At 62.8% G+C, this 14,945-nt stretch carries 12 protein-coding genes; 9 read left to right on the forward strand and 3 right to left on the reverse strand.

Annotated elements, in window-relative coordinates:
- From polA to M0D68_RS05355, 3 genes are all read left to right on the forward strand, one after another.
- Window positions 1–2,742 (forward strand): DNA polymerase I, encoded by a 2,742-nt coding sequence (polA, locus tag M0D68_RS05345; RefSeq protein ID WP_266223923.1) that lies wholly within the window; start codon window positions 1–3, stop codon window positions 2,740–2,742.
- 177 nt (window positions 2,743–2,919) lie between these two features.
- Window positions 2,920–4,272 (forward strand): NAD(P)/FAD-dependent oxidoreductase, encoded by a 1,353-nt coding sequence (locus M0D68_RS05350; RefSeq protein WP_211699763.1) that lies wholly within the window; start codon window positions 2,920–2,922, stop codon window positions 4,270–4,272.
- A 90-nt stretch (window positions 4,273–4,362) separates the two neighbouring features.
- The gene (locus tag M0D68_RS05355) at window positions 4,363–5,235 is read left to right on the forward strand and encodes a dienelactone hydrolase family protein (protein WP_200650892.1); all 873 of its coding nucleotides are present in this window, start codon (window positions 4,363–4,365) and stop codon (window positions 5,233–5,235) included.
- 134 nt (window positions 5,236–5,369) lie between these two features.
- Here the strand turns inward: M0D68_RS05355 and M0D68_RS05360 are convergent, their stop codons facing one another.
- On the reverse strand, window positions 5,370–6,239 hold the full coding sequence (locus M0D68_RS05360) for a sulfurtransferase (protein WP_093634996.1): 870 nt from the start codon (window positions 6,237–6,239) through the stop codon (window positions 5,370–5,372).
- Window positions 6,240–6,384: 145 nt separating this feature from the next.
- Window positions 6,385–7,491 (reverse strand): aromatic ring-hydroxylating dioxygenase subunit alpha, encoded by a 1,107-nt coding sequence (locus M0D68_RS05365; protein WP_200650891.1) that lies wholly within the window; start codon window positions 7,489–7,491, stop codon window positions 6,385–6,387.
- Window positions 7,492–7,778: 287 nt separating this feature from the next.
- Between M0D68_RS05365 and M0D68_RS05370 the strand changes: the two genes are divergently transcribed.
- The 4 genes from M0D68_RS05370 (at window position 7,779) to folE2 (ending at window position 12,082) form a co-directional block, all read left to right on the forward strand.
- Window positions 7,779–8,087, forward strand: a complete 309-nt coding sequence (locus M0D68_RS05370) for an exodeoxyribonuclease VII small subunit (RefSeq protein ID WP_054034828.1) — start codon at window positions 7,779–7,781, stop codon at window positions 8,085–8,087.
- Complete coding sequence (locus M0D68_RS05375; RefSeq protein ID WP_093634998.1) at window positions 8,084–8,965, forward strand: polyprenyl synthetase family protein; 882 nt, start codon at window positions 8,084–8,086, stop codon at window positions 8,963–8,965. The genes M0D68_RS05370 and M0D68_RS05375 overlap by 4 nt, the downstream gene beginning before the upstream one ends.
- A gap of 85 nt (window positions 8,966–9,050) precedes the next feature.
- On the forward strand, window positions 9,051–10,958 hold the full coding sequence (gene dxs, locus M0D68_RS05380) for a 1-deoxy-D-xylulose-5-phosphate synthase (protein ID WP_097394779.1): 1,908 nt from the start codon (window positions 9,051–9,053) through the stop codon (window positions 10,956–10,958).
- A gap of 317 nt (window positions 10,959–11,275) precedes the next feature.
- Window positions 11,276–12,082 (forward strand): GTP cyclohydrolase FolE2, encoded by an 807-nt coding sequence (folE2, locus tag M0D68_RS05385; RefSeq protein ID WP_266223924.1) that lies wholly within the window; start codon window positions 11,276–11,278, stop codon window positions 12,080–12,082.
- Window positions 12,083–12,206: 124 nt separating this feature from the next.
- On the opposite strand, the gene tsaD is transcribed toward folE2, so the two are convergent.
- Window positions 12,207–13,235, reverse strand: a complete 1,029-nt coding sequence (gene tsaD / locus M0D68_RS05390; protein WP_200650890.1) for a tRNA (adenosine(37)-N6)-threonylcarbamoyltransferase complex transferase subunit TsaD — start codon at window positions 13,233–13,235, stop codon at window positions 12,207–12,209.
- A gap of 121 nt (window positions 13,236–13,356) precedes the next feature.
- On the opposite strand from tsaD, the gene M0D68_RS05395 reads away from it, so the two are divergent.
- Window positions 13,357–14,574, forward strand: coding sequence for an NAD(P)/FAD-dependent oxidoreductase (locus M0D68_RS05395; RefSeq protein ID WP_266223925.1), 1,218 nt, complete (start codon window positions 13,357–13,359; stop codon window positions 14,572–14,574).
- Window positions 14,575–14,642: 68 nt separating this feature from the next.
- Window positions 14,643–14,855 (forward strand): 30S ribosomal protein S21, encoded by a 213-nt coding sequence (gene rpsU, locus M0D68_RS05400; RefSeq protein ID WP_054034832.1) that lies wholly within the window; start codon window positions 14,643–14,645, stop codon window positions 14,853–14,855.
- The last annotated feature ends 90 nt before the right edge of the window (window positions 14,856–14,945 follow it).

A 14,945-nucleotide genomic window follows, 5' to 3' on the forward strand; every position in this document is an offset into this window, starting at 1 on the left:
ATGCCTGAAGAACGAAGCCTTGAAGGTAAGACCCTGCTATTGGTCGACGGTTCGAGTTATCTGTACCGGGCCTACCATGCGATGCCTGATCTGCGCGGACCCGAGGGTGGCCCGACGGGTGCGCTCTATGGGATGATCAACATGCTGCGGCGCATGCGCAAGGAAGTTACTGCAGAGTATAGCGCGTGCGTGTTCGACGCCAAGGGCAAAACGTTTCGCGACGACTGGTATGCCGACTATAAGGCGAACCGTCCGTCGATGCCCGAGGATCTCGCGCGGCAGATCGAGCCGATTCACGTCGCCGTGCGCGCGCTCGGCTGGCCGCTTCTGATGATTGAAGGCGTCGAAGCTGACGACGTGATCGGCACGCTCAGCACCGAGGCGGAAAAGCGCGGCATGAATGTGATCGTGTCGACTGGGGACAAGGATCTGGCGCAGCTCGTGTCGGATCATGTCACCCTCATCAATACGATGACTAATGAGAAGCTCGACCGCGAAGGCGTGATCGCCAAATTCGGCGTGCCGCCGGAACGCATCATCGACTACCTGTCGTTGATCGGCGATACCGTCGACAACGTGCCCGGCGTCGAAAAATGCGGGCCGAAAACGGCGATCAAATGGCTGACGCAGTACGAAACCCTCGACGGCATCGTCGCACATGCGGACGAGATCAAAGGTGCGGTAGGAGACAATCTGCGGCGTGCGCTCGATTTTCTGCCGATGGCGAAGAAACTCGTCACCGTTGAGCGCCAATGCGATCTGACCGGCCATATCGTGTCGATCGAAGAAAGCCTGGAAAGCCGGCCGGAATCGCGCGAAGAACTGCGCGACGTGTTCACGCGCAACGGCTTCAAGACCTGGCTGCGTGAGGTGGAAGTCGCCGAAGTCGTGGAAGGTCCCGAGACCGATGTGCCGCCGGCGCTCACCGTGGATCACGAACGTCACTACGACACCGTGCAGACCTGGGAGCAGCTCGACGCGTGGCTTGAGAAGATCAACGCCGCTGAGTTGACCGCATTCGATACCGAAACCACCTCGCTCGACCCGATGACCGCGCAAATCGTGGGCTTGTCGTTTTCGGTCGAGCCTGGTTATGCCGCTTATGTGCCGGTCGCGCATCGCGGTCCGGACGCACCCGTGCAACTGCCGCGCGACGAAGTTCTCGCGAAGCTCAAGCCGTGGCTGGAAAGCGCCGACCACAAGAAGGTCGGCCAGCACATGAAGTACGACGAACAGGTGCTGGCGAACTACGGCATCGAAATGCGCGGCGTCGAACACGACACGCTGCTGGAATCGTACGTGCTCGAATCGCACCGTACGCATGACATGGACAGCCTCGCGCTGCGCCATCTCGGCATCAAGACGATCAAGTATGAAGAGGTGGCGGGCAAGGGCGCGTCGCAGATCGGCTTCGACGAAGTCGCGCTGGAAACGGCCGCCGAATACGCGGCGGAAGACGCCGACATCACCTTGCGTCTGCATCAGGCCTTGTATCCGCAAGTGGCCGCGGAGAAGACCCTCGACTACGTGTATCGCGACATCGAAGTGCCGACCTCGCGCGTTTTGCGCAAGATGGAGCGCACCGGCGTGCTGATCGACGCCGAAAAGCTGCGCGCGCAAAGCAGTGAAATCGCCACGCGTCTGATTCAGCTGGAAAGCGAAGCGTACGTGCTGGCCGGTGGCGAATTCAATCTTGGCTCACCGAAGCAGATCGGCCAGATCTTCTTCGAGAAGCTCGAATTGCCGGTGGTCAAGAAGACCCCGAGCGGCGCGCCGTCCACCGACGAAGAAGTGCTGCAAAAGCTCGCTGAAGACTATCCGCTGCCGAAGATCCTGCTTGAACACCGCGGTTTGTCGAAGCTGAAATCGACCTACACGGACAAGCTGCCGCGCATGGTCAACGCCGAGACCGATCGTGTGCATACGAACTATGCGCAGGCGGTGGCGGTCACGGGCCGGCTGGCGTCGAACGATCCGAACCTGCAGAACATCCCCGTGCGCACCGGCGAAGGGCGTCGTATCCGCGAGGCGTTTATCGCGCCGCCGGGCCACAAACTCGTCTCCGCCGACTACTCGCAGATCGAATTGCGCATCATGGCGCACATTTCCGGCGACGAATCCCTGCTGCGTGCGTTCTCGCAGGGCGAAGACATTCACCGCGCCACTGCCGCGGAGATTTTCAGCGTGACGCCGCTCGAAGTGTCGAACGATCAACGGCGCGTAGCGAAGGTCATCAACTTCGGACTGATCTACGGCATGAGCGCGTTCGGTCTCGCCGCGAACCTCGGCATTACGCGTGACGCGGCCAAGCTGTATATCGACCGTTACTTCGCGCGTTATCCGGGCGTCGCGCGTTACATGGACGAAACACGTCTGAGCGCGAAGTCCAAGGGCTATGTGGAGACGGCGTTCGGCCGCCGCCTGTGGCTGCCGGAGATCAACGGCGGCAACGGCCCACGCCGTCAGGCCGCAGAGCGCGCGGCCATTAACGCACCGATGCAAGGCACGGCCGCCGACCTGATCAAACTGTCGATGATCGCGGTGCAGAAGTGGATCGAAGAATCGAAGGTCGGAACGCGCATGATCATGCAGGTGCACGACGAACTGATCCTCGAAGTGCCGGACGCGGAATTGTCCGATGTACGTAAGCGCTTGCCGGAACTGATGTGCGGTGTCGCCGCGCTGAAAGTGCCGCTGGTCGCCGAAGTGGGCGCCGGCCTGAACTGGGAAGAAGCGCATTGACGTGCATGTGACGGCGCGCGCGATAGGCGATATCGTCGCGCGCATGTCACATATGCGTATTGATGGCTTGTGACAACCCGTGCCGCTCGCGGACAATCGCCAAGATAGACTGCGCGCGTTTCATGCTGCAAGCGCGCCGTCGCGACGCATAACCCATCGGCAAATACGGAGAGTTCAATGCATCGTTTTATCGTCGTTGGCGGGGGTGCGGGGGGACTGGAACTGGCGACGCGCCTGGGCGACCGCTATGCACCCCACAAGAACAAGGGCGGCGTGCACGCGCAAGTGACGCTCGTCGACCGTAATCCAACCCATATCTGGAAGCCGCTGCTGCATGAAGTGGCAGCCGGCAGCATGGACCCGTTCACCCAGGAACTCGAATATGCGGCGCAGGCGCGCTGGCACGGCTTTGAGTTCCAGCAGGGCGATCTGACCGGTCTGGACCGCGCGAACAAGCGCCTCACGCTCGGTACCGTGCTCGACGACGACGGCGCCGAATTGCTGCCCGCGCGCGAACTCGAATACGACACGCTGATCATCGCGATTGGCAGCACCACGGCGTTCTTCGGCGTGAAAGGCGCGTCGGAGTTCTCTCTCGCGCTCGACACAGTCAGCCAGGCGGAGCGCTTCCGCAAACGCCTTATCGCGGCCTGTATGCGCGCGGAACACCAGGTGCATGAACCGGTCGAATCGGGCCCGGGCACGTCGTCGACCTCTACTGAGCCGCGCATCCAGGTGGCGATCGTCGGCGGCGGTGCGACGGGCGTCGAACTCTCGGCTGAGTTGCGCAATACGGCCCAGGTATTGTCTGCGTACGGTTTGCATAAGCTCGATCCGCGGCACGACGTCGGCATCGTGCTGATCGAGGCGGGACCGCGCATTTTGCCGGCCTTGCAGGAGCGTGTATCGACGGCCACCGCCGAATTGCTCACCAAGCTCGGCGTAAAACTGATGATCGGCGAGACCGTGGCCGAGGTCGCTCCGGGCATGATCCGCACGGCCAGCGGCAAAACTGTGCGCGCCGATCTGACGGTATGGGCGGCAGGCATCAAGGCGCCCGCCATCCTGAGCGAACTCGACGGCCTGCCGGTCAATCGTCTGGGGCAACTCATCGTGCGCCGCACGCTGCAAACCGAAGTCGACGACAACATCTTCGCGCTCGGCGATTGTGCGGCTTGCCCATGGCCGGGCAACGAACGCAACGTGCCGCCGCGTGCGCAAGCGGCTCACCAGCAGGCGAGCTTCCTGTTGAAGGCGCTTGCGGCACGGCTCGAGAATAAGCCGCTGCCTGAGTTTACCTATCGCGACTTCGGCTCGCTGGTGTCGCTCGGGCACTTCAGTGCGGTCGGCAATCTGATGGGCGGCGTGATCGGCGGCAATATGCTGATTGAAGGGCTGTTCGCGCGCTTCATGTACATGTCACTGTACCGGCTGCATATCGCGGCGCTGCACGGCTACGCGCGGATGGTGCTCGACACCTTCGCGCACTGGTTGCGGCGTACCACGCTGCCGCGGGTCAAGCTGCACTGAAAGCTGACTGCGCTCGAGAAGGTTGCATCTGCAACAGGATGCGGGTGAAGCGTATCCTGTTGCCTCCAACCTTCACACGAGGAGCGCCGCATGCTGAAACCCGATATCGACAGCCTGGTCCCGCACGTTCCCTTCAATCGACGCACCTTCATTAAAGCCGCGCTCGGCACCGGTTTCGCCGCGGCCGTGATGCCAGTGTCGGCGCAAACCATCCGTACCGATAGCGACGGTCTTGAAGCCGGCGAGATCGCGGTGCGTTCCGGCGACACGCTGGTGCCGGCGTATCGCGCGCAGCCCAAGGGCAAGACGCACTTGCCGGTGATTATCGTCGTGCATGAGATTTTCGGCGTGCACGAGCATATCGCCGACGTGTGCCGGCGTTTCGCCAAACAGGGTTATCTGGCGATCGCGCCGAACCTGTACGAGCGGCAGGGCGATCCGACTGTTTACACGAGCATGCAGCAACTCAACGAGCAACTGGTCAGCAAGGTGCCGGACGACCAGGTCCTGGGCGATCTCGACGCAACTGTCGCCTGGGCGGGCGAACACGGCGGCGATCTGAACCGGCTGGGTGTGAACGGCTTCTGCTGGGGCGGGCGGATTGCGTGGCTATATGCCGAACACAATCCGCGGCTGAAGGCGGGCGTGGCTTGGTACGGCCGCGTAACAGGCCAGAAAACCGCGATGACCCCGTCCAATCCGCTCGATGAAGTGGCGCAGTTGCACGCGCCGGTTCTGGGTCTGTACGGCTTGCAAGATCAAAGCATTCCGCAAGACACGCTCGAACAGATGAAACAGGCCATCGCGCAGGGCCCTCAGGCGGGGCGCGGCTCGCAATTCGTCGTGTACGACGACGCGGGCCACGCGTTCTTCGCGGATTACCGGCCGAGTTACAAGAAAGCCGATGCCGAGGATGGCTGGCGCCGGGCGCTGGTGTGGTTCAAGCAGCACGGAGTCGCCTGAGGGCGCCAGTTCGATACCGTCAGTTGACGCGCCATAACGGCGTGCCGATGCGCTCGGCTAGAAGGATGCAAAAAGGCCGTGGCCGCTTTCCAGCGGCCACGGCCTAATACTAATCGTCCTGCTTGACGGGCTGCTTAAGGATTCGGGCCCGTTGCAACCGGCCGCTTCGGATCAGAACTCCATTCGCTCCACGATCCCGCGTACAGCGCCGCGCCATGCATGCCGGCAATCTCCATCGCGAGCGCGTTCACGCACGCCGTTACGCCCGAGCCGCATTGCAGCACGACGTGTTCCGGCGACGTGTCGCCCAGCAACGCATGGAATTCCTCACGCAGCGTGTGCGCCGGCTTGTAGCGGCCGTCGGCGGTGAGGTTGTCCTTGAAGAACCGGTTGAGTGCGCCAGGAATATGGCCGCCGACGCGATCCAGCGTTTCGTTTTCACCGCGATAGCGATCGTTCGCACGCGCATCGACCACGACGCGTTCTTTCGTACCGAGGTTGCGCTCGACGGTCTGCGCGTCGACAGTTACCGAAAGTGGCGCACCCGCTTTGAAGTCGCCGGTGTTTTGTGCCGGAGCGTCCTGCGTCAGCGGCTTACCGGCCGCTTCCCAGGCTTGCAGTCCGCCGTCGAGCAGCGCCACCGCATCGTGACCGAGCCAGCGCAGCAGCCACCATGCGCGCGCGGCGTACATGCCACCTTGCGCGTCATACGCGACCACTTGCTGACCCTGCTTGAGCCCGCGCGACTCCAGCGTCTCCACCAGCCGTGCACGATCCGGCAACGGATGGCGACCATTGTGGCCGTTCTTCGGCCCCGACAGATCGCGATCGAGGTTCAGATAATGCGCGCCCGGCAAATGCCCGGCCAGATAGGCTTTTTCGCCTGCCTCGGTGTCCGCCAGATCGAAACGGCAATCGATGACGAACACGCTGCCCGGCGCGGCGGCCAGCCGTTCCGCGAGGTTTGTCGCGGAAATGAGTGTGGTGTAGTGAGTGTGGGGCATGACGTCTCCAGTCCCATGCAAGATGGTTGCGGCGCTCACGCGGGCGGCTTGAGGCCGTTAGCGAATGGCCGAACGATACTGATAGTCTAAACAAAAAAAGACGGGCCGAAGCCCGTCTTCCATGTTTTGATGCGGACCGCGCGAATCAGATCGCGCCGAGTTCACGCCGCAGGAACTCGTGGAAGTGCTGCATGCCATCTTCCATCGGGCTCTGATACGGGCCGACCTGCGATTCGCCGCGTTCCATCAGCGCGCGGCGGCCGGCGTCCATGCGTTCGGCGATCTCGTCGTCTTCGCGGGCCGTTTCCATATAGGCGGCGCGCTCGGCTTCAACGAACTCGCGTTCGAACAGCGCGATTTCCTCAGGATAATAGAACTCCACCACATTGGTGGTTTTCTGCGGACCACGCGGAATCAGCCACGACACGACCAGCACGTGCGGATACCACTCGATCATGATGCCGGGGTAGTACACCATCCAGATCGCGCCGAAATCGGGCGGATTGCCGCCGCGGAAGCGCAGCACCTCGTCGTGCCATTTGCGGTACGTCGGGCTGCCCGGCTGCTCCAGATCCTTGTGGACGCCGACCGTCTGCACGCTGTACCACTCGCCGAATTCCCACGTCAGATCGTCGCAATTGACGAAGCTGCCGAGGCCCGGATGGAACGGCGCGACGTGGTAGTCCTCCAGATAGACCTCGATGAAGGTCTTCCAGTTGTAATTGCACTCGTGCACTTCGACGTGATCGAACATGAAGCCCGAAAAATCGAAGTGTTGTTTGGTGCCGAGGCGCGCCAGATCCCGCGCGACGTCGCGCCCCTGTGCTTCGAACAGCAGGCCTTGCCAGTTCTGCAGCGGCGTGGCGCCGAGATTCAGGCAGGGGTTATCCGCAAAATGAGGTGCACCGAGGAGCTGGCCATTCAGGTCGTACGTCCAACGATGCAGGGGGCAGACGATGTTCTCCGCCTGGCCGCGGCCGTTGAGCATGATGGCTTGCCGGTGGCGGCACACGTTCGACAGCAGTTCGACTTGCGACTGCTGGTTACGGACGAGCACACGCCCTTCGCTCTCGCTGGGCAGAGCAAAATAATTTCCCGCTTCGGGCACCATGAGATCGTGGCCGATGTAGCGAGGACCTTTCTTGAAAAGGGTGTCGATTTCGCGCGTTAGAAGCGCTTCGTCAAAGTAAGCCGTGACTGGCAGCTGGCTGTGGACAGACCGCAACTGCAATGCATTGCTCAGATTGGACATTCCCACTCCCGTGAAGACGTGAAAGCAGTGAACAACCCAACCATCGATAGATTCGATTTAGGGAGCCCGCGATTATACCCGATTCCCCCTCCTCGGGGCGCTTAAGTGCCTGATTTGGGTCAAAAATGTCAAGGAAGTTCAAGGTTTTCGCCGCAGACCAATCGTTTTTTTTCTGCGAGACTGAGAGGCGGGCGCGAAGGGCAAAGGCGGGGCGCGGGCTGGCGATGGGATCGGAAATGTCGCTTTTGCCGTAGAATGTCCGACTTGTTTTAATTTTGCGACTATTCATGGCGAAGACCGCGTCGAAAGATACTGCTGCCGCGCCTGCTGAAGGCGTCGATACCACGCCGTTGCCCGAGAACTACGAGGCCGCCCAGGCTGAGCTGGAAGGGTTGGTGGCGCGCATGGAAGGCGGCAATCTCAGCCTCGAGGAATCGCTCACCGCCTACCGGCGCGGTGCGGCGCTCGTCGCGTTTTGCCAGCAGCAGCTCGAGAAGGTCGAGCAACAGGTGCGCGTGCTCGATGGCGAGACGCTGAAGCCGCTGCCTATGAATAGCGCAGGCACAGCCGCTACTGAAAGCGGGGACGACCTATGACATTCGAACAATGGACACGCTCGGTACTCGAACGTGTCGAATCGGCACTAGAACACTACCTGCCCACGGAAGCGACTGAGCCGGCCAAACTGCATGAAGCCATGCGCTACGCCGTGCTGGGCGGTGGCAAGCGGGTGCGCCCGCTGCTGTGCCACGCGGCCGGCGAACTGACCGGCGCGCGCGCCGAGTGCCTGGACGCGGCCGCGGCGGCGCTGGAAATGATCCACGTGTACTCGCTCGTGCACGACGACATGCCCTGCATGGACGACGACGCACTGCGTCGCGGCAAGCCCACGGTACACGTCAAGTATGACGAAGCCACGGCACTGCTGGTCGGCGACGCGCTGCAAGCGCAGGCGTTCGTTGCGCTGACGTCGGACGTGCTGGCGCCGGCGCAGCAGGCCGCGCTGGTGCGTGAACTGGCCCTGGCGAGCGGCTCGGTCGGCATGTGCGGCGGCCAGGCTATCGATCTCGCGAGCGTCGGCCATACGCTGACGCGCCCGCAACTCGAAACCATGCACCGGATGAAAACCGGCGCCTTGTTGCGTGCCGCGGTGCGCATGGGCGCGCTGGCGGGCGAAACGCCGAATGCGGACGCCATGCGTTCGCTTGACGCATATGCGGCCGCCGTAGGCCTCGCGTTTCAGGTCGTCGACGATATTCTCGACGTCACGACCGATTCCGCAACGCTTGGTAAGACAGCAGGTAAAGACGCGAAGGACGGCAAGCCGACCTACGTGTCGATTATTGGGCTAGATGCGTCGCGTGCGCTCGCAGCGCAACTGCGCAGCGACGCCCACGCTGCGATTGCGCCGTTTGGTGCGCGCGCGCAGCGTCTTGCCGAATTGGCCGACCTGGTGGTGAACCGGGTCAGCTGAACGCGAAAGCCCGCCGCCGCGCACCTTTGCTACGGGGTGCATGTATGAAGTGCGGGCGCGTAAGTTTTCCTACAATGGAACGACGATGTACGACTTGCTGAAAACTATCGACGACCCGGCAGCCTTGCGCCGCCTCGATCGCCGCCAATTGCAACCGCTTGCCGACGAGTTGCGTGCCTTCGTGCTCGACAGCGTATCGCAGACGGGCGGCCATCTTTCGTCCAACCTCGGCACGGTCGAGTTGACCATTGCTCTGCACTATGTGTTCGACACGCCGCGCGACCGGATCGTGTGGGATGTCGGCCATCAAACCTACCCGCACAAGATCCTCACGGGCCGCCGCGACAAGATGCACACGCTGCGTCAGCTCGGCGGCATCTCGGGCTTCCCGAAGCGCGACGAGTCGGAATACGACACCTTCGGCACCGCACACTCCAGCACGTCGATCTCGGCCGCGCTCGGCATGGCCGTTGCCAGCAAGCTGCAGGGCGATAATCGCATGGGCATCGCCGTGATCGGCGACGGCGCGATGACGGCCGGCATGGCCTTCGAGGCGATGAACAACGCCGGCGTCGAAGACGACGTGCCGCTGCTGGTCATCCTGAACGATAACGATATGTCGATTTCGCCGCCGGTCGGCGCGCTGAATCGCCATCTGGCGCGCCTGATGTCGGGCCGCTTCTACGCCGCCGCGCGTGCGGGCGTCGAACGTGTGCTGCGTGTCGCGCCGCCTATGCTCGACCTGGCCCGCAAGCTCGAAGAGCACGCGAAGGGCATGATCGTGCCGGCCACGCTGTTCGAAGAGTTCGGTTTCAACTACATCGGCCCGATCGACGGTCACGACCTCGATTCGCTGATCCCGACGCTGCAGAACATCAAGGAACTGCGCGGTCCGCAATTCCTGCACGTGGTCACGAAGAAGGGCCAGGGCTACAAGCTGGCTGAGGCCGATCCGGTGCTGTATCACGGCCCGGGCAAGTTCAATCCGGCTGAGGGCATCAAGCCCGCCACCACGCCGTCGAAAAAGACGTACACGCAGGTGTTTGGCGAATGGCTGTGCGACGCGGCCGAGCTGGACGCGCGCGTGGTCGGCATTACGCCGGCAATGCGTGAAGGCTCGGGCATGGTCGAGTTCGAGAAGCGCTTCCCGGATCGTTACTTCGACGTCGGCATCGCCGAGCAGCACGCAGTGACGTTCGCCGGCGGCCTGGCTGCCGACGGCATGAAGCCAGTGGTCGCGATTTACTCGACCTTCCTGCAACGTGCTTATGACCAGCTGATCCACGACGTCGCGCTGCAGAACCTGCCGGTGGTGTTCGCTATCGACCGTGCGGGTCTGGTCGGCGCGGACGGCGCCACGCACGCGGGCGCCTACGATCTGGCGTTCATGCGCTGCATCCCGAACATGACGGTGATGGCTGCGTCGGACGAAAACGAATGCCGTCAGATGCTCTACACGGCATTGCAGCAGCCGAACCCGACGGCAGTGCGCTATCCGCGCGGCGCCGGCACGGGCGTGGCAACGGTCAAGCAAATGACGGCGCTGCCGCTCGGCAAGGGCGAGATCCGTCGCGAAACGTCGCAACCGGCCGGCAAGCGGATTGCGATTCTGGCATTCGGCACGATGGTTGCGCCTTCGCTGGCGGCCGCTGAGCAACTGGACGCCACGGTGGCGAACATGCGCTTCGTGAAGCCGCTGGACGCCGAACTGGTCCGTCAGCTGGCCGAAACGCACGATGCGATCGTTACGGTCGAAGAAGGCTGCGTGATGGGCGGCGCGGGATCGGCGTGTGTCGAAGCCCTGCTTGAGAGTGGGGTTATCCGGCCCGTACTACAATTGGGCCTTCCGGATCGCTTCATCGATCATGGGGATCCGGCCAAGTTGCTCGCGGCCTGCGGTCTGGACGCAGCGGGCATCGCCAAGTCGATTCGCGAACGCTTTCTTTCCAGCGGCGCGGTCGCTGGCCAATCCTCGGTGAAGCGCGTCGCTTGATTGCGGCACTTAGCGGCGTGGAATGGCTGAGTCGTTCAGCTGCACTGCCGTGCGCTACGCCGCGGCTATAGCGGCCATAGCAATCTCCAACTTGAGTCGATGGACCTTCGGGTCCATCATCCAACGCCGGCAGGGGCCGGCGTTTGCCATTGCGCGACTTGATGCGCACGGCCGCTGAGTGCCCTCAAACGTGTCGCTTTGCGACACCCGCCAATGGGGAGATCCTCCAATCCTTGAAGGGGCTTCCTTTGGTGTGGGGGACTTCCCGCGGAGCGGAAAACATGGGACGGCCCAGCGTTTCCTGAAAGGACAAGAATATGAACCAGATGAATCCCGCCTTTGTGATGCCCGACGTGCAGAGCACGCCCGATACGCGTCAGATTCCGATTCAACGAGTCGGCGTCAAGGCAGTGCGCCATCCGTTGACAGTGCGCACGCAAAGCGGCGAAGCGCAGCCTTCTGTGGGCACGTGGAATCTCGACGTGCATCTGCCCGCCGATCAGAAGGGCACGCACATGTCGCGCTTCGTTGCGCTGCTCGAAGAGAACAAGGCGCCGCTCGAGGCGGCCACGTTCCGCACCATGCTCGCCGCGATGCTGGAAAAGCTCGAGGCCGAGGCGGGCCGCATCGAAGTGTCGTTCCCGTACTTCGTGAATAAGACCGCGCCGGTGTCGGGCGTGCAAAGTCTGCTCGACTACGAAGTGACGTTGACGGGCGAGACCCGCAACGGCGCGACGCGTCTGTTCCTGAAGGTGCTGGTGCCGGTCACGAGCCTGTGCCCATGCTCGAAGAAGATTTCGCAGTACGGCGCGCACAACCAGCGCTCGCATGTCACGATCAACGCGGAGCTGGCGGGCGACGTGGCGGTGGAAGAGCTGGTTCGTATCGCCGAAGAAGAGGCCTCGTGCGAACTGTGGGGCTTGCTCAAGCGTCCGGACGAGAAATTCGTCACCGAACGTGCCTATGAAAATCCGAAATTCGTCGAAGACCTGGTGCGCGATGTCGCGCAACGTCTGAATGCGGACGAGCGCATCGTTGCTTATGTGCTCGAAGCTGAGAACTTCGAATCGATTCACAATCACAGCGCGTATGCCGTGATCGAGCGGGATAAGCGGGTGGCGTGATCACGCTCTGCCTCCTTGCTTGCCGCAAATAGAAAAAGCCGCTTTCGAAGCGGCTTTTTCTATGGGGTTGCCATTGTCAGCGTGTGGCCCGGTATGCGAAGGGCGTCGCGGCCTCGTTGCGGGTTCAGCGTGCGAGGGAAGTCAAATCCCAGCGCGGCTTCACGGTGAATGCGTAGTCTTTGCCCGATTGATCGGGCCAGCGTTGCAATCGCAATGCGCCGGCCAACGCGATCATCGCGCCGTTGTCCGTACACAGCGATAAGTCCGGGTAGTGCACAAAGAAATTGCGCTTCTTCGCCGCGGCGGAAAGCGCTTCGCGCAGTTGCCGGTTCGCGCCGACACCGCCTGCCACCACCAGCCGATTAAGCTTGGTCCGTTTGAGCGCGGCCAGCGATTTCGCCGCCAGCACTTCCACGGCTGCGTCGACGAAACCGCGCGCCAGATCCGCTTTTGCCTGCTCGCAGATATTCGCGCCGCCGAGCTTCTTCGCGTGCGTGAGGACAGCGGTCTTCAGGCCGCTGAAGCTGAAATCGAGGTCGCCGGAATGCAGCATGGGACGCGGCAGGACCACTGCGCCGGGCGTACCGAATTCCGCCATCCGCGACACTTCCGGGCCGCCCGGATAACCGAGGCCCAGCAGCTTGGCGGTTTTGTCGAAAGCTTCCCCGGCGGCGTCGTCCAGCGTTTCGCCGAGCGTCTCGTAGACACCCACATCCGTGACGCGCATCAGCTGCGTATGGCCACCCGACACCAGCAGCGCGACGAACGGAAACGGCGGCGGCTCGTCCACCAGCAACGGCGACAGCAAATGCCCTTCGAGGTGATGAATGCCGATGGTCGGCTTGTCCCACGCCATGGCCAGCGAATTCGCCACGCTCGCGCCGACCAGCAGCGCGCCCGCGAGGCCGGGGCCTTGCGTATAGGCGATCGCGTCGATGTCGCCGCGCATCGTGCCGGCGCGTTCCATCACCTCTTCGAGCAGCGGCAGCGCGCGCCGGATATGGTCGCGCGACGCCAATTCCGGCACCACGCCACCGTATTCCCGGTGCATCGCAATTTGCGAATGCAGCGCGTGCGCGAGCAGGCCGCGCTCTGTGTCGTAGAGCGCGAGACCGGTTTCGTCGCAGGAGCTTTCGATGCCGAGAACGAGCATGATGGGTGGTTTGAGCGGGCACGGGAGCGAAGCCGCTCCGGCGTCCAAAAGTGAAAAGGCAAGCCTGAAAGTATAGCAGCGCGGGCAGGCGGCCGCAGACGCGCAGGTACAATGCGGCCCCATGGAATCCTTCGATATCGCAGTGATCGGCGCGGGCGCGGCCGGCATGATGTGCGCGGCCGTGGCCGGGCAACTCGGCCGTCGCGTGGTGCTGATCGACCACTCGCAGCGACTCGCGGAGAAAATCCGCATTTCCGGCGGCGGCCGGTGCAACTTCACGAATCTGTATGCCGGGCCGGCCAATTATTTGTCGGCCAATCCTCATTTTTGCCGCTCGGCGCTGGCGCGCTACACGCCGCGTGACTTCATGGCGCTGCTTAAGCGCCATCACGTGACGTGGCACGAGAAGCACAAGGGGCAGCTGTTCTGCGACCAGTCGAGCGACGCGGTCATCAATGTGCTGAAGAACGAGTGCGACGCGGGCCGCGTCGCGTGGCGCACGCCGCTCACGGTCGAACAGGTGCGGCATGACGCCGAAGGACGGTTCACGCTGGACACCCACTCGGGTCCGATCACGGCCCGCGCGCTCGTAGTGGCGACCGGCGGCCTGTCGATCCCCAAGATCGGCGCGACTGATTTCGCCTACCGTCTCGCCAAGCAATTCGGCCACAAGCTGATCGACACGCGCCCTGCGCTGGTTCCGCTGACCTTTGCTCCGGCCGACTGGGAGCCGTTCTCGGCGCTCTCCGGCGTGTCGCTCGAGGTCCAACTGGCGACCGGCAACAAGAAGACCGGTGCCGAATTCAACGAGGATCTGCTGCTCACGCACCGCGGCCTGTCGGGCCCGGGGGTTCTGCAGATTTCGAGCTACTGGCAGCCCGGCGAGCCGATTCACATCAATTTGCTGCCCGAGCAGGACGCCACCACCGCATTGCTGGAAGCCAAAACCGGCACGAAGCGCCAGATCGCCAATCTGCTCTCGGAATGGGTGCCACAACGGCTCGCCCACGTCTGGCTGGAAACCCACCAGATTCCTGCCGAAGCGCGCGTGGCCGATCTGCCGGACAAGACGCTGCGCCGCATCGGTGAGGCCTTGTCGCGCTGGACGCTCACCCCGAACGGCACCGAAGGCTACCGCAAGGCTGAAGTCACGCGCGGTGGCATCGATACGCGTGACCTGTCGTCGGCGACGATGATGAGCGCCCGCACGCCGGGTTTGTACTTCATCGGCGAGGCGGTCGACGTGACTGGCTGGCTCGGCGGCTACAATTTCCAGTGGGCGTGGGCCTCCGGCGTGGCGGCCGGCCAGGCGTCGGCTGAGTACGTTTTAGGGGCTTGACGGCGCAATGGCTTTGTGAGAAAGCTCTGCTATACTCCTGAACCTTTACAAAGTTCCGTTATTGAAAAATGACGACCATCCACGTAAAAGACAACGAGCCGTTTGAAGTTGCCATGCGCCGCTTCAAGCGCACGATGGAGAAAAACGGGCTGCTAACGGAACTTCGCGCCCGGGAGTTTTACGAAAAGCCTACGGCTGAGCGCAAGCGCAAGAAGGCGGCTGCGGTTAAGCGTCATTTCAAGCGTCTGCGTGGCCAGATGCTGCCAAAGAAGTTCTACTGATTCTGGCGTTGCCGCGGTTCCCGTTGAACGGAGCGGCGACATCCAACGGTGACGGCACAGCAGGTGCCATCGCGGAAAACACGGCCCTTC

It is taken from the genome of Paraburkholderia sp. SEWSISQ10-3 4 (genome assembly GCF_030464785.1).
In the GTDB taxonomy this organism is placed as follows: Bacteria; Pseudomonadota; Gammaproteobacteria; order Burkholderiales; family Burkholderiaceae; genus Paraburkholderia; species Paraburkholderia aspalathi.

Bases quoted from the DNA above. Each gene is read 5' to 3' on its own strand.
- M0D68_RS05360 (WP_093634996.1), bottom strand. From the start codon at position 6,239: ATGCCCCACACTCACTACACCACACTCATTTCCGCGACAAACCTCGCG.
- rpsU (WP_054034832.1), top strand. From the start codon at position 14,643: ATGACGACCATCCACGTAAAAGACAACGAGCCGTTTGAAGTTGCCATG.
- M0D68_RS05395 (WP_266223925.1), top strand. From the start codon at position 13,357: ATGGAATCCTTCGATATCGCAGTGATCGGCGCGGGCGCGGCCGGCATG.
- M0D68_RS05365 (WP_200650891.1), bottom strand. From the start codon at position 7,491: ATGTCCAATCTGAGCAATGCATTGCAGTTGCGGTCTGTCCACAGCCAG.
- dxs (WP_097394779.1), top strand. From the start codon at position 9,051: ATGTACGACTTGCTGAAAACTATCGACGACCCGGCAGCCTTGCGCCGC.
- M0D68_RS05350 (WP_211699763.1), top strand. From the start codon at position 2,920: ATGCATCGTTTTATCGTCGTTGGCGGGGGTGCGGGGGGACTGGAACTG.
- polA (WP_266223923.1), top strand. From the start codon at position 1: ATGCCTGAAGAACGAAGCCTTGAAGGTAAGACCCTGCTATTGGTCGAC.
- tsaD (WP_200650890.1), bottom strand. From the start codon at position 13,235: ATGCTCGTTCTCGGCATCGAAAGCTCCTGCGACGAAACCGGTCTCGCG.
- M0D68_RS05370 (WP_054034828.1), top strand. From the start codon at position 7,779: ATGGCGAAGACCGCGTCGAAAGATACTGCTGCCGCGCCTGCTGAAGGC.
- M0D68_RS05355 (WP_200650892.1), top strand. From the start codon at position 4,363: ATGCTGAAACCCGATATCGACAGCCTGGTCCCGCACGTTCCCTTCAAT.
- M0D68_RS05375 (WP_093634998.1), top strand. From the start codon at position 8,084: ATGACATTCGAACAATGGACACGCTCGGTACTCGAACGTGTCGAATCG.
- folE2 (WP_266223924.1), top strand. From the start codon at position 11,276: ATGAACCAGATGAATCCCGCCTTTGTGATGCCCGACGTGCAGAGCACG.